Here is a 13,775-nt window from a genome sequence, read left to right as displayed (position 1 = left end):
AAAAGCCAGTCATTTAACTTGACTGGCTTTTTCTTTATGAACTGTTTTCGATTAAATTAAAATGAAACGCAAGAGCTGCTATCTACTCTCATCACCGATTCTTGGTGGAACTGCTGCATGTAGATTTTGCGAATTTTTTCAATTTTAGCGTTACTGGCTTTATCGTCTCGCGGATAAATCAATAGCAGTGCGCGGCTAGGTTCTCTGGCAATTTTACCATCTTCACCCAACCATTGCCCTCTGGCTCGAAATACCGTTAACCCATCACGAAACCGCGGGGTCACTTCATTATTCACAAAACTCTGCCACTGCGCTTGGGTAATATTCGGCCCATCGGTGCGGCTCATCCCAAAATATAACGTACTTTGAGCCATGACTGAGCCGACCTGACACGCATGAACATCGCTCGTTTTAGGTGCTGGTTTTTCTAGTGCACATCCAGATAGAGCCAGAGTAAACGATAAGACAAGGCCACCGACTAAGTGACGGCGAGTGATAAATTGGTTCATTTGCATGAAGACTCCGTTTAAAGAAGAAACATTATTCTACCCATGAATGAGCACCCAAGGTAGTTTAATCAATTAACGTTATCTGCCAAGGATACCGCATAAAAGCCCACGCATTAGAGTAAAAATTAAGTACAATCAATACACTAAAATGTAGCATTCAATCAAAGGAGGCGCTGGTGGATCGCATCGAGTGTGACCGCATGTTTGTTGCGGTAATGGAGCAAGGTAGCTTTATAAAAGCGGCCAAACGCCTTGGCACCAGTGCCGGTCAAGCATCCAAGCTTATCTCAAAGCTTGAACAAGAACTCGATATTCAGCTCTTTAAGCGCACCACCCGTGCTCTTTCCCCAACTGACGTGGCACTGTCCTATTATGAGCGCGTCAAAACCCTGCTTGAAGAGTTTGATGCGCTCGATGCATCGGTTCGCAATATCGCCCGAAACCCTTCCGGCAAACTCACTATTTCAGCGCCATCAAGCTTTGGTCCGACCCAGCTCACACCGGTTTTAATGCGCTTTGCCAGTCAATATCCACAGATTGAGCTCGACGTTAACTTTACCGACCGGTTAGTGAATCTTGTCAACGAGGGGTTTGATTTAGCCATTCGGATTGGCAAGCTTGATGACAGTAGTTTGATGGCGCGCAAGCTCGGTGATATTCGAGTGGCAGTTGTCGCATCCCCAGAATATCTCGCCAAACAAGGACGCCCGAACCACTGGCAGCAACTGGCCAATCACGCCCAAATTATCGATTCAAATTCGCGCACCCCAAGACTCTGGCGGTTTTGTGAAAATGGCCAAGATTATGACTTGCCGGTCAAGGGTCGCTTAAGAATGTCTGACCCGCACGCCTGTTTACAGGCGGTTTGTGCTGGATTAGGTGTGGCGCAACTGCCTATTTTTGTTGCCTCAAAAGCCCTTCAGGAACAACAAATTGAGATAATTTTGCAAGAATATGAAATGCCGCCACTGGGATTGTATGTGATCTATCCACCAGCTCGCCATCTTGCACAAAAATCTCGCGTATTGATTGATTTTTTAAGTGCATGGTTTCAACAAAAATTATTTTAAAAACAATCAATTATTTTAATTTATTCCAATATGGAAATTATATTATTCAATTTACCCATATAATAATACAAATGGAAATAATATAAGATTCTCTCAAGTCAAACGATAAACCAATTCAAAACGAGGGAATGATGATGATTGACAATAGAACAACTCCATACGCAGCTTTGTTATTACGTGTTGTCTTAGGGATTTTATTTTTCGCTCACCTGGGACTGAAATATTTCGTCTTTACACCAGCTGGCACCGCACACTTTTTTGAATCACTGGGATTGCCTGGCGCTCTGGCTTACATCACCATGGTTTGGGAACTGTTAGGAGCCATTGCGCTGGTTCTGGGCATCTGGCCACGACTGGTTGCGATTGTCATGATTCCAGTGCTGTTAGGTGCCATTGTGACCGTTCATGGTCCTGCTGGATTCTTCTTCACTGATGCCAACGGTGGTTGGGAATACCCAGCTTTCTGGATTGTCGGTCTGATTGTTCTGGCCTTAACTGGTGATGGTAAATATGCACTTAAACCAACACCGATTAAAGTACCAGCATAAACTACACTGCAAAGCCCAGGTTTAACCTGGGCTTATTTTATTCAAATCGGCAAACAAAGGGGTCATCATGAGCAAAAAATTAGTCGTTTTCTTACATGGCGTTGGCAGCCAAGGCAGCGATTTAGCAGGCTTAGGAAAAATGTGGCAAGAGCAGCTGCCAGATGTCCAATTTTTAAGTCCAAATGGCCCTGAGCCTTGTGATTTTGGCCGCGGCTATCAGTGGTTTAGCGTCAGTGGCGTCACCGAACAAAACCGCCCAGCTCGGATCCTATCCGCGCGGCAAAGCTTTGATGCCCACCTAAATGAACTATTTGCCGCAAATGACTTTAACCCCCAGCATGATAAGTTAGTCTTGGTTGGATTTTCACAAGGTTCAATTATGGCCTTAGATGTACTCGCTAGCGGTCGCATCAATCTTGCTGGGGTGGTTGCGTTCTCAGGCCGATTAGCATCGCCTGAGCCACTTACGCCACAATCAGACAGTCATGTACTGATTATTCACGGACTGAGCGATCCAGTGATGCCACCAGTCTTAGCAGAGCTTGCCGCAAAAGAGTTATCAACCCTTGGCGTTGATGTCCAAACCTATTTTGAACCTAATCTAGCCCATCAAGTTTCAGCAGATGGTGCAGAGCGTGCTTTGAACTTCATAAAAAAACAGCTGAGCTAATTTAAGCAATAAGCCTTTAATAATCATATCAAAGGCTTTTGAGCTCTAGACAAGCCTGATGTAATTCTATATATCTCTTAGATAAAAGCCCCGTAAAAGTCGGATAACAGGATGCATCAGGCGACCAATTACTCGCTCAAACAGATGAGCGACTATGAACTAAAACAGTTACGCGTTTTTAAAACCGTGGTTGAATGTGGTGGCTTTGCCGCTGCTGAAACCAAGCTCAATATTGGCCGCTCAACCATCAGCTCCCATATCAGTAATCTAGAATCCCGTCTTAATTTACGCCTGTGTCAGCGCGGTCGTGCAGGGTTTGCGCTCACCGAGGAAGGTGCCATCATCTTTGCAATGACGCAAGAAGTGCTCGATTCTTTGGAAAAATTTCGAAATGGCGTCAATAACCTGAACAGTAGCCTTACCGGCCAATTACGCATTTTAATGTCTGACAATATCTGTCTTGACTCACGCGCAAATTTTCCCGAACTGGTGGCAAGTTATGCGCAAAAAGCGCCGCAGGTGCAGCTTATCACCGATATTCGAGCCATGGCTGATATTGAGCAACGATTGTTAAATCATGAAGCGGACATCGGTTTTATCCCCTATCACCGCGAACTTGAGGGGTTAAGTTATCAGCAGCTATATGCTGATACCTGTTATCTGTACTGCGCGCTTAATCATCCGCTCAGCCAAAAAGCTCTTAGTGGCACGCTTAGCGAGCAAGCCATTGATTTAGCCCCCGCGGCTCACGCCGAGCTTAAAGCTCATGAGCAGGTCAATAACCAGTTGATCAACTTGAATTTAACGGCAGCTGCTTATTTTTATGATGTGCGCTTGAGCTTAATTTTATCGGGCAATTACATCGGCTTTTTACCCGAATTTTATGCCCAACATTATGTTTCAACGGGTCAAATTATTGCGCTTAATCCTCAAACGCGCCATTACCAGTTAGGGGTTGCGGCGGTCTGTCGTAAAACCGCGCAACCACATAAACCTCGTGAACTATTCTGGCAACTGCTAACCGAGCAGCTCGGCAAACACAGCACTTAATTTATCCATCGCTTCGGTTAAAATCTCTTGCGGAGCAGTTAAAGCCGGTAATAGACGAACCACATTTGAGCGAATACCACAGGATAATAAAATTAGCCCATGCTCACTGGCTGTTTTCACGATTTGTTTGGTCAGTTCCGGATTTGGAACACTAGCATCACCATCTTTAACGAGCTCAAAGGCGACCATGGCGCCAAGATGTCGCACCTGACCTATCTGCGCTGGGTAGCTTTGCGCAAGCTGATTAAGGCGACTAGATAACAGCTCACCAATAGCCAAAGCTTTGTCACAAAGTTGCTCTTGCTCGATAACATCTAACACCGCCAAGGCCGCTGCACATGAAACAGGCGAACCACCGTAAGTGCCGCCTATTCCACCCGGTTGGGCACTATCCATAATCGATGCTTTGCCGACTACGCCAGAGAGAGGAAATCCGCCACCGATACCTTTAGCGATGGTCATTAGATCTGGTTCAATCTGCGCATACTCACAGGCGAACAGTTTCCCGGTTCGAGCAAAACCGCTTTGGATTTCATCAATAATCAGCACAATGCCATGTTCATCACATAACGCGCGCAGAGTTTGCAAAAAGCTTATCGGCGCTTGATAAAAACCGCCTTCGCCCTGCACTGGCTCAATGACAATGGCAGCCACTCTTTGCGGTTCAATATCGACTTTAAAGCGCATATTTAAGGTATCGAGCGCTTGTTGCTCACTAATACCTAGATATTCATTTGGATAAGGGACGTGATAAACATCCCCAGGAAACGGCCCAAAACCACGTTTATAAGGGTCAACTTTCCCCGTTAAAGCCATCGCCATCGCCGTACGGCCATGAAAACCACCATCAAAGGCAATCACACCGCTGCGCTTTGTGTAATGACGGGCGATTTTTATCGCATTTTCAATCGCTTCAGAGCCTGATGAAAATAAAACTGTTTTTTTACGACTTTCCCCGGGAGCCAACTGGTTTAACCGCTCAGCTAAGCTCACAGCAACTTCATAAGGAGTGACGGTCAGACAGGTGTGGGTGACATGTTCAAGCTGCTCTTTCACTGCGGCAATGACTTTGGGATGACGATGGCCAGTATTTAAAACTGCGATCCCAGCACCTAAATCGATATAACGATTACCGTCACTGTCCCAATATTGTGCATTTTCGGCGCGTTCAATAAAAATATCAAAGGCACTGCTTTGTCCATTAGCAAACGCGTCCTTGCGTCGTTTTGCCAGTTGCTGATTATCCATGCGACCCCCTGTTGAGCGATGTTTAGAATAAATAGTGATAGGAGTAATAGAGCTTTTGCGATGGTTTAGTTTGACCAAAATTCAATCGCAAAAGACTAACAGCCCCTAATGAATCGATATTAAATGTCCCCAAAAAACTTAAAAATAACGGTAAATCAATGCATAGTTTGATGGTGACAAAACTTTAAGCAATAACCATGCGAACCAAAGGCAAAGATATATCTAAATATTTAATTGTATAAGTCAGCTAAATTGGTAAAGTGGGCCGATAGGTTCATCTAATGTTCACCAACGTGTCGCTGGCTTCATCTTCTGTTGCGCTCGCGCCTGTTACGACTTGAGAAAATCACCAATAGCCAATGCTCATACATAAACTCTTTCGCTCTTTGAAAAACTACAACTACCGGCTGTGGGCCGGTGGTTCAGTTGTTTCAAACATTGGCACATGGATGCAGCGCACCGCTCAAGACTGGCTAGTGTTGACCCAACTAACCCATCATAATGCGACGGCAGTTGGGATTGTCATGGCTTGTCAATTCGGCCCGCAGCTGTTGTTATTACCTATCAGTGGTTTTTGTGCTGACTACTTTAACCGCCATAAATTGGTGATGACTACGCAAGGCATCTTGTGTCTATTGGCACTGATTTTAGGCATTCTTACCGTAACGGGTGCAATTACACTGTGGGAAGTCTATTTACTGGCGTTTTTATTTGGCTGCACCGCGGCAATCGATGCGCCCGTTCGCCAGACATTTGTTGGCGATCTGGTCGGTGATCAGTATCTCAGTAACGCGATATCACTTAACTCAACCTCTTTTAATGCAGCACGAATGATTGGCCCTGCCGTTGCCGGGCTGATTATTGCAGCGGTGGGCACAGGTTGGGCGTTTATTATCAATGCTGCATCATTTCTGGCGGTTTTAACGTCTTTACAATTTATGCGCCCGAGTGAGTTTTTCCAACTCACTCGCCCCCAGCGCACCAAAGGCAGTTTAACGGCTGGTTTTCGTTATGTGTGCCGACGCAGAGATTTACGAACTATTTTGTTGATGGCGTTTGTGATTGGCACCTTTGGTTTGAATTTTCCGCTGTATATTTCAACGATGGCTGCATCGGTGTTTCACACCGGAGCCAAAGGCTACGGATTTTTATCTTCGTGCATGGCGATGGGCACGGTCAGTGGCGCCATTTTTTCAGCCATTCAAGAAAAACCGCATATGCGCAACTTGCTCTTTAGTGCCTTATTATTTGGGATTGGCTGCGCTTTTGCCGCGTTTTCACCTAGCTATGGCTGGTTTGCTATTATCTTGATTGTTGTTGGGCTTGCGACACTAATTTTTAATAATAACAACAATAGCCTCGTGCAATTATCGACAGAACAGTCGATGCGCGGTCGAGTCATCGCGATTCGAATGGCCATTATGATGGGTGGAACGCCCTTTGGCGCACCGATTGTTGGGTGGGTCATCAACCACTTTGGCGCTCGCTGGGGGCTTGCCATTGGCGCAATGTCCGGGATTGTCGCCGCCTTAATCGCCTTAAGTTATTTTATCTTTAGCAAACCGGCCGATTCATCACTTCAAGCCAGTAAATAATCGTGCGGTTTCTCTTGGGTAAATTGCGGTAATTTTTCATCACGTAAAACAAATAGACTTTGACATACGTCTAAACATATATGATATTTCGTATATGTTTAAGGAGTAAAGATGATAGAACCGCTCAACTTATTTAAATTGTTAGCCGATGATACTCGCTTAAAAATATTGCTCTTGCTCTGTGAAAATAAGCAGTTATGTGTCTGTCACCTCACCGATGCACTCAACTTATCGCAGCCTAAAGTGTCTCGGCATTTAGCGATGCTACGCCAAGCATCGTTGGTACTAGACACTCAACAAGGCAAATGGCGCTACTATCAACTTGCACCCGATCTCGCGATGTGGATTGTTCAATTGTTACAACAGACGATAAAAGCGCAGCCAGCTTATTTAACGCAGTGCAGCCAACGACTTACAACCAGCCTCAAGACATGTGAGAGCCCTCGATGAAAATTCTTTATATCTGTACCCATAACCGTTGTCGCAGCATTTTAAGCGAAGCAATCACTAACCACTATGGCGATGGCCTACTCAATGCCAGAAGCGCGGGGAGTCAGCCAGTCGGGCAAGTTCATCCGTTATCGATTAAATATCTTAATCAGGTTGGTATCGCCACCGACCAACTAAAAAGTCAGTCTTGGGATGAGATGCACTCATTTGCACCCGATGTCGTAATTACCGTCTGCGACAGTGCAGCAAAAGAGAGTTGTCCAGTTTGGTTTGGCCACTCTTTACAAGTTCATTGGGGACTTAGCGACCCATCCAAGCTACGCGGTGATGACGCTCTAATCGAAAATGCTTTTATGCAAACAATTCAAACCATTAAAGAGCGAGTGATTGAGCTTAAACAGATAGCAGCTCAGGATAAACAGAGCTGGCAAGAAGCATTTAAAGCGCTAGGCGCCGATATAAAAGCTTAAAAGGACATTCAGCATGGGACGCTTTGAAAGATATTTATCACTGTGGGTTGCGCTTTGCATCGTTGCGGGCGTGGTGTTTGGCAATCTGTTTGCAGGGTTGTTCAGTGTCATCGCTTCGCTTGAATATGCACACGTCAATTTAGTGGTCGCTGTGCTGATTTGGGCCATGATCTACCCAATGATGGTACAAATTGATTTTAAAGCCATTAAAGAGGTGAAAAACCGTCCCAAAGGGTTATTACTCACCATTGTCATCAACTGGCTGATTAAACCCTTTACCATGGCACTGCTAGGTAGTGTGTTTTTCTATGGCCTATTTTCCGGATGGGTCAATCATCAAGAAGCCTCTGGTTATGTCGCGGGAATGATCTTACTTGGCGCAGCTCCGTGTACTGCGATGGTGTTTATCTGGAGCCAGATGACCAAAGGAGATCCTAACTACACTTTAGTGCAAGTGGCACTGAACGATCTAATTATGATTGTCGCATTCGCTCCGATCACCGCGTTACTATTAGGCATTAGCGATATTGCCGTGCCGTGGCAAACCTTGCTTATTTCTGTGCTACTTTATGTTGTGCTGCCACTGGCAGCTGGCGCAATCACTCGGGCTCGTTTACCCAAAGAGCAGCTCAATTCGTTTTGCGCCCAACTCAAACCTTGGTCCATCATCGTCTTACTCGCAACTGTGGTGATTCTCTTTGCGTTGCAAGCCCAAACAATCATTAGTAAGCCACTGATTATTCTTTTAATTGCCATTCCTCTTTTAATTCAAACCTATGGTATTTTTGGACTGGGTTATATAGGTGCCAAACTCTTAAAACTACCTCACAATATCGCCGCCCCAGCGTGCATGATCGGTACCTCAAATTTCTTTGAACTGGCGGTAGCGGTTGCAGTTTCACTGTTTGGCCTGCACTCAGGAGCTGCGCTTGCAACCGTTGTTGGGGTATTAATTGAAGTGCCTGTGATGCTCTCTTTAGTGTGGTATCTCAATCGCAAAAATCGAATCTAATCATTAGCAGACTAAGTTCTGCGATAATACTCACAACAGATTTTCGCCATAAGATTAAGTTGTTCTTAAGGGATATTTCTGATTATTTATTTTTGAGTCTAAAGACGATGACTGCCTGTCCAGCCAAACCCCATCTCAGCCCTGAGAGCCAAACTGTCCTTCACGACTCACATTAACAAATGTGCCGTCAATAATTAGAGCCCTCTTATCTTTTATTCCACTTGAAACAGCAAAACATCACTGCATTTTTAATATGGAGGAATGACTATGAAAGCTGTTGTTTATCACGGCCCAAATGAGATTAGTTATGATGAGGTGGCAAAACCTGAGTTAGAACACCCAACCGATGCCATCGTAAAAGTATTAAAAACGACCATTTGCGGTACCGATCTACATATTTTAAAAGGCGATCTGCCAGAGGTCACCCAGGGGCGCATCTTAGGGCATGAAGGAATTGGCATTGTCGAATCAACCGCAAGCTCAGTGAGCCACTTTAAAGTTGGAGATAAAGTCATTATCTCTTGCATTACTTCATGCGGGAGCTGTCGTTATTGTAAAAAAGGACTACCTGCTCACTGTGAAGATGGTGGCTGGATTTTAGGCCACTTAATCGATGGCACTCAGGCTGAATATGTCCGAATTCCCCATGCTGATAACAGCCTATACCCAATTCCTAACGGGGTTGATGATGACTCAGCGATTATGCTCAGTGATATTCTTCCCACCGGCTTTGAAATTGGTGTTTTAAATGGTCAGGTTAAACCGGGCGACAATGTTGCCTTTGTCGGCGCAGGTCCTGTTGGCATGGCCGCAATGATGACTAGCCAGTTCTATTCACCATCAGAAATTATCATGATTGATTTAGATGATAACCGGCTTGAAGTTGCTCGAGAATTTGGTGCAACACAAACGATTAACCCAGCCAAAGAAGATGTTGAACAGCGCATCAATGCACTGTGTCATGGCGATGGGGTTGATGTGGCGATTGAATGTGTTGGTGTCCCTGCCACCTTTGATATTTGCCAGAAAATTGTCGGTAAAGGCGGTCACTTGGCTAACGTCGGAGTACATGGACAAAGTGTTGATCTGCAATTGCAGGAACTGTGGACGAAAAATATTATACTGACCACCGGGCTTGTGAACGCCACCAGCACCCCGATGCTATTAAAAGCACTCACCGCTCAAAGCAGCAAAATCGCGCCAGACAAATTAGTCACTCACCATTTTTCATTTGACGAGTTTACGAAAGCGTATGACGTCTTTGGGCATGCTGCCGATGAAAAAGCGATGAAAGTGGTGATTAGTCAAACCGATTAAATCATCCATTGCTACGCCTAGCATAACCACGGCGTAGCAATCGTAACTCAAGCAAAGTTACGGGCGATAAAGCTCAAACTCTTCATTTGAACTGATGCCAAAATAACTAGCAGGTCCACCTGCTCGCATCACTGGCTGCGCGGCAACGGTTTGATAAACACCATCTTTTAGAAACTGTTTATCGATGTGTACCCCAACCACCTCGCCAAGCACTAACCAATTAGGTAATGGCTCAGCTTCGGTATTTTCAAGGCGTATCACTTGCGTTAATCGACATTCAAATGACACAGGAGATGCTGCAACTCGCGGCACATCAATAATATTTGAAGGGGCTGTTTCAAGCGAGCAAAGTTCAAACTCATCGATCTGAGGTTCAACACTCGCGCAGCTTTGATTCATCTGCGAGGCCAGAGAGCGAGTTACTAAATTCCAACTAAACTCTTTAGTCTGCTCAATATTACGCACACTATCTTTATAACCACTGCTGGCAAAACCGATGATTGGCGGCTCATCACAAAATGCATTAAAAAAGCTATAAGGCGCAAGGTTGGCAATGCCATCGGCACTTTTTGAACCAATCCAGCCAATAGGCCGCGGCGCAATAATCGATTTAAATGGATTATGGGGTAAATGGTGACCCAATTTAGGTTCATAAAAATGGAACGATTGTTCACTCATAATATCTCCCGTTGGATGATTGAGTAGCGCCAGAGCCAGATTATTTACCGATACAAAAGCTTGAGAAAATCCGCCCCAGCAAGTCATCACTGGTAAATTCACCAGTGATTTCACTTAAAGCATTCTGACAGAGCCGAAGCTCTTCGGCCACCAGCTCGCCGGCTTTATACTCTTCAAGCTGAACATGGGCATTTTCAAGATGCTCAAATGCTTTATCCAGCGCATCCAGATGGCGGCGCCGAGCCATAAAAGTACCTTCATTGGAGCCTTGAAAGCCCATGCAGTCTTTTAAATGCTCACGCAATAGCTCTATCCCTTCGCCTGTTTTAGCCGAAAGTGATAACACTGGGATCTCACCTACATGCGCCATGCCGATGGTTTCACCACTTTGATCCGCCTTATTGCGGACCACACTCAGCCCCATATGCTCAGGCAAACGCGCCATAAACTCGGGCCAAATATTGGTGGGGTCTTTAGCATCACTTTCACTGCTATCGACCATTAACAATACCCGATCAGCATTATTAATTTCATCCCACGCGCGAGCAATCCCAATCTGTTCGACCTTGTCAGGGCTGTCGCGCAATCCTGCGGTATCGATAATATGTAGCGGCATCCCATCAAGATGAATATACTCACGCAGTACATCGCGCGTAGTACCAGCGATATCGGTCACAATGGCTGAGTCTTTGCCTGCGAGTGCATTAAGCAGGCTTGATTTACCCGCATTGGGACGTCCTGCTATCACCACTTTCATCCCTTCGCGCAGCAACGCGCCTTGTCCTGCTTGCGCGCGAACGCCGGTTAATGCCTGCTCAACAAGGGACAGCTCAGCGGCAATTTTACCATCACCTAAGAAATCCACCTCCTCTTCAGGAAAATCAATGGCCGCTTCAACAAAGATGCGCAGGTGAATCAACTGTTCGACTAATGCACTGACCTGTTTAGAAAATTGTCCCTGCATTGAGTTAAGGGCACTTTTAGCCGCTTGCGCGGAGGTGGCTTCAATTAAGTCGGCAATGGCTTCGGCCTGAGCCAAGTCGATTTTATCGTTCAAAAAGGCCCGTTCGGTAAACTCCCCAGGGCGCGCGGTGCGAATATCATCCAGTTTTAGAATCTGCTGAATGAGTAAATCCATCACCACTGGGCCACCATGGCCCTGCAGCTCTAAAATGTCTTCGCCAGTATAGGAGTGCGGCCCTTTAAAAAATAACGCAATGCCTTGGTCAATCATGTCGCCATCGGCATTTTTAAACGGCACATATTCAGCGTAACGCGGTTTTGGGCAGTGCCCGAGCATAGCTTTTGCAACCACCTGTGCTTTTGGACCGGAAACTCGCACAATCCCCACGCCGCCGCGTCCGGGAGCCGTTGCCTGGGCGACAATGGTATCAATGCTTTGCATATAAACTCCTATTGCTGGTAGAGCATAAAAAAATGCCACCGATGATTCAGTGGCATTTTAAAGATTTGTAACGATTCGTTAAGCGTTATCGTTATTTTTTCTTATCTTTTTTATCCCGACTGTGCAGACCTTTTTTCTCCAGCTCACGATAAATCAGGGTTTGCTGAATCAATGTTACACAGTTACTGACCAACCAGTACAGTACCAGACCAGATGGGAAGAACAGGAAGAATACGGTAAATGCCACTGGCATAAACTGCATGATTTTCTGCTGCATCGGATCGGCAACCGCAGTTGGCGACATTTTCTGGATCATGAACATACTAATGCCCATCAATACTGGCAGGATGTAGTATGGGTCTTGTGCTGACAAGTCATGGATCCACAAGAAGAATGGTGCATGGCGCAGCTCAACACTACCCAAGAACGCCCAGTACAGAGCGATGAAAATAGGCATCTGCAAGGCAATTGGGAAACAGCCACCAAGCGGATTCACTTTCTCTTTTTTGTATAATTCCATCATCGCCTGAGACTGTTTCTGGCGATCATCGGCGTAGCGTTCACGCAGCTCTTTCATTTTCGGCTGCAGAATACGCATTTTCGCCATTGAGGTGTACTGAGCACGAGTCAGCGGATACATCACACCTTTAACAATCAGCGTAATCAGGATAATTGCCACACCCCAGTTACCAACCAAGCTGTGCAAGAATTTCAAGAATTTAAACAGCGGCTGAGAGATAAACCAGAGCCAACCATAATCAACGGTTAAATCCAGATGCGGCGCAACTGCGGCCATTTTATCCTGAAGCTCAGGACCAACCCAGATAGAGCTTTTGAGCTGCGCGGTTTGTCCTGGTGCAATTTCTTTTTTCGCACCGATAAAGCCGATATGAGCAAAGTCATCTTTGTATTGGCTGTAAAGCGTACTTTTTTCATCCTGTGGTGGTACCCAAGCTGCGGCAAAATAATGCTGCAACATAGCAACCCAGCCACCTTTGGTGGTGATATTCAGATTTTTATCTTTGATATCATCGAAGGTGTATTTTTCATAGCGGGTATCATCAGATGAATACGCCCCACCACGATAATTTGGATGCCCAAAGAAACCGCCTTTGGCTTTCTGAGTGGTCTGTTTTAACTCAGCAAATTGTTGAACGGTGATTTTGTTTGCCGCGTTGTTAGTGACTTTATAATCCACTTTAACGTCATAGCTGCCTTTATCTAAGGTGATCAGCTTATGGTAAACAACCCCGTTTTTATCGGTATAGGTCAGTGGAACAGTCACTTGTTTTTGACCGTCAGCCAGTGTAAAGGCTTTTTTATCGACACTATAAACAGGTCGAGATTGACCCGCATCAGGACCATTGTCACCGATTAAACCACTGCGAGCAGTATATTTATGGGCACCATTGATATTGAGCAGTTGAACTGGATCTGATGTTTTCTCAGTTTTTGGATATTTGAGAAGATCAGCTTCAACGATATCACCACCGAGTGTATCAATCGTCAGTTTTAAAACATCTGATTGCACGGTGATTAACTGGCCATGCGCACTCGCATTGTCAGCAGGTGTTGTTTTAGCTTCTCCCGGAGCCGTTGGGACATCCGAGTTCGACTGAGCAGACTGAGTCTGGGTCGTGGTTTGTTCTGTATTTACCGGCTTAGGGCTGTGATCCTTGCCCCACTGTTGATAAATCAGAAAACTGACAAACAGCAAACCGATTAACAATAAATTGCGTTGAGATTCCATAAT

Annotated in this window: 14 protein-coding genes; 9 read left to right on the top strand and 5 right to left on the bottom strand. The window is 45.5% G+C overall.

The window, feature by feature from the left end:
• Positions 1-56: 56 nt before the first annotated feature.
• Positions 57-515, bottom strand: coding sequence for a DUF3574 domain-containing protein (locus tag ABTQ23_RS00485; protein ID WP_408613654.1), 459 nt, complete (start codon positions 513-515; stop codon positions 57-59).
• A 170-nt stretch (positions 516-685) separates the two neighbouring features.
• On the opposite strand from ABTQ23_RS00485, the gene ABTQ23_RS00480 reads away from it, so the two are divergent.
• The 4 genes from ABTQ23_RS00480 (at position 686) to ABTQ23_RS00465 (ending at position 3,847) form a co-directional block, all read left to right on the top strand.
• Entirely contained in the window at positions 686-1,579 is an 894-nt protein-coding gene (locus tag ABTQ23_RS00480) for a LysR family transcriptional regulator (protein WP_408613653.1), read from the top strand.
• 134 nt (positions 1,580-1,713) lie between these two features.
• The gene (locus tag ABTQ23_RS00475; RefSeq protein ID WP_408614041.1) at positions 1,714-2,127 is read left to right on the top strand and encodes a DoxX family protein; all 414 of its coding nucleotides are present in this window, start codon (positions 1,714-1,716) and stop codon (positions 2,125-2,127) included.
• Between the two features lie 67 nt (positions 2,128-2,194).
• Entirely contained in the window at positions 2,195-2,797 is a 603-nt protein-coding gene (locus ABTQ23_RS00470) for an alpha/beta hydrolase (protein ID WP_408613652.1), read from the top strand.
• A gap of 111 nt (positions 2,798-2,908) precedes the next feature.
• On the top strand, positions 2,909-3,847 hold the full coding sequence (locus tag ABTQ23_RS00465; RefSeq protein ID WP_408613651.1) for a LysR family transcriptional regulator: 939 nt from the start codon (positions 2,909-2,911) through the stop codon (positions 3,845-3,847).
• Here the strand turns inward: ABTQ23_RS00465 and gabT are convergent.
• On the bottom strand, positions 3,815-5,095 hold the full coding sequence (gene gabT / locus ABTQ23_RS00460; RefSeq protein ID WP_408613650.1) for a 4-aminobutyrate--2-oxoglutarate transaminase: 1,281 nt from the start codon (positions 5,093-5,095) through the stop codon (positions 3,815-3,817). The two genes, ABTQ23_RS00465 and gabT, sit on opposite strands and share 33 nt — an antisense overlap.
• Before the next feature lie 359 nt (positions 5,096-5,454).
• Here gabT and ABTQ23_RS00455 point away from each other — a divergent pair, with 359 nt between their 5' ends.
• The 5 genes from ABTQ23_RS00455 (at position 5,455) to ABTQ23_RS00435 (ending at position 9,939) form a co-directional block, all read left to right on the top strand.
• Positions 5,455-6,690, top strand: coding sequence for an MFS transporter (locus ABTQ23_RS00455; RefSeq protein WP_408613649.1), 1,236 nt, complete (start codon positions 5,455-5,457; stop codon positions 6,688-6,690).
• Positions 6,691-6,801: 111 nt separating this feature from the next.
• Entirely contained in the window at positions 6,802-7,140 is a 339-nt protein-coding gene (locus tag ABTQ23_RS00450; RefSeq protein ID WP_408613648.1) for a metalloregulator ArsR/SmtB family transcription factor, read from the top strand.
• Positions 7,137-7,610: an arsenate reductase ArsC gene (locus ABTQ23_RS00445; RefSeq protein ID WP_408613647.1), complete on the top strand. Its 474-nt coding sequence runs from the start codon at positions 7,137-7,139 to the stop codon at positions 7,608-7,610. Before ABTQ23_RS00450 ends, ABTQ23_RS00445 begins: the two co-directional genes overlap by 4 nt.
• 13 nt (positions 7,611-7,623) lie before the next feature.
• Positions 7,624-8,622 (top strand): ACR3 family arsenite efflux transporter, encoded by a 999-nt coding sequence (gene arsB, locus ABTQ23_RS00440; RefSeq protein ID WP_408613646.1) that lies wholly within the window; start codon positions 7,624-7,626, stop codon positions 8,620-8,622.
• A gap of 267 nt (positions 8,623-8,889) precedes the next feature.
• Positions 8,890-9,939 carry a zinc-dependent alcohol dehydrogenase family protein gene (locus ABTQ23_RS00435; RefSeq protein ID WP_408613645.1) on the top strand — a complete coding sequence of 350 codons (1,050 nt, stop codon included), beginning with the start codon at positions 8,890-8,892 and terminating at the stop codon, positions 9,937-9,939.
• 57 nt (positions 9,940-9,996) lie between these two features.
• On the opposite strand, the gene ABTQ23_RS00430 is transcribed toward ABTQ23_RS00435, so the two are convergent.
• The 3 genes from ABTQ23_RS00430 to yidC all read right to left on the bottom strand — a co-directional run bounded on the left by ABTQ23_RS00430 (position 9,997) and on the right by yidC (position 13,772).
• Positions 9,997-10,617 carry a flavin reductase family protein gene (locus ABTQ23_RS00430; protein WP_408613644.1) on the bottom strand — a complete coding sequence of 207 codons (621 nt, stop codon included), beginning with the start codon at positions 10,615-10,617 and terminating at the stop codon, positions 9,997-9,999.
• A 40-nt stretch (positions 10,618-10,657) separates the two neighbouring features.
• Positions 10,658-12,022 (bottom strand): tRNA uridine-5-carboxymethylaminomethyl(34) synthesis GTPase MnmE, encoded by a 1,365-nt coding sequence (mnmE, locus tag ABTQ23_RS00425; RefSeq protein ID WP_408613643.1) that lies wholly within the window; start codon positions 12,020-12,022, stop codon positions 10,658-10,660.
• Positions 12,023-12,113: 91 nt separating this feature from the next.
• Positions 12,114-13,772, bottom strand: a complete 1,659-nt coding sequence (gene yidC, locus ABTQ23_RS00420; protein ID WP_408613642.1) for a membrane protein insertase YidC — start codon at positions 13,770-13,772, stop codon at positions 12,114-12,116.
• Positions 13,773-13,775 lie beyond the last annotated feature (3 nt).

The sequence above is a fragment of the Celerinatantimonas sediminis genome, assembly GCF_046054195.1.
GTDB lineage: Bacteria > Pseudomonadota > Gammaproteobacteria > Enterobacterales > Celerinatantimonadaceae > Celerinatantimonas.
The sequence above is the reverse complement of the archived record's forward strand: the minus strand, read 5'-3'. Positions and strand labels throughout refer to the sequence as shown.

Coding starts and splice junctions, on each gene's coding strand:
- ABTQ23_RS00465 (WP_408613651.1), top strand. CDS start 2,909: ATGCATCAGGCGACCAATTACTCGCTCAAACAGATGAGCGACTATGAA.
- ABTQ23_RS00475 (WP_408614041.1), top strand. CDS start 1,714: ATGATTGACAATAGAACAACTCCATACGCAGCTTTGTTATTACGTGTT.
- arsB (WP_408613646.1), top strand. CDS start 7,624: ATGGGACGCTTTGAAAGATATTTATCACTGTGGGTTGCGCTTTGCATC.
- ABTQ23_RS00485 (WP_408613654.1), bottom strand. CDS start 515: ATGCAAATGAACCAATTTATCACTCGCCGTCACTTAGTCGGTGGCCTT.
- gabT (WP_408613650.1), bottom strand. CDS start 5,095: ATGGATAATCAGCAACTGGCAAAACGACGCAAGGACGCGTTTGCTAAT.
- ABTQ23_RS00455 (WP_408613649.1), top strand. CDS start 5,455: ATGCTCATACATAAACTCTTTCGCTCTTTGAAAAACTACAACTACCGG.
- ABTQ23_RS00445 (WP_408613647.1), top strand. CDS start 7,137: ATGAAAATTCTTTATATCTGTACCCATAACCGTTGTCGCAGCATTTTA.
- ABTQ23_RS00470 (WP_408613652.1), top strand. CDS start 2,195: ATGAGCAAAAAATTAGTCGTTTTCTTACATGGCGTTGGCAGCCAAGGC.
- ABTQ23_RS00430 (WP_408613644.1), bottom strand. CDS start 10,617: ATGAGTGAACAATCGTTCCATTTTTATGAACCTAAATTGGGTCACCAT.
- yidC (WP_408613642.1), bottom strand. CDS start 13,772: ATGGAATCTCAACGCAATTTATTGTTAATCGGTTTGCTGTTTGTCAGT.
- ABTQ23_RS00450 (WP_408613648.1), top strand. CDS start 6,802: ATGATAGAACCGCTCAACTTATTTAAATTGTTAGCCGATGATACTCGC.
- mnmE (WP_408613643.1), bottom strand. CDS start 12,022: ATGCAAAGCATTGATACCATTGTCGCCCAGGCAACGGCTCCCGGACGC.
- ABTQ23_RS00435 (WP_408613645.1), top strand. CDS start 8,890: ATGAAAGCTGTTGTTTATCACGGCCCAAATGAGATTAGTTATGATGAG.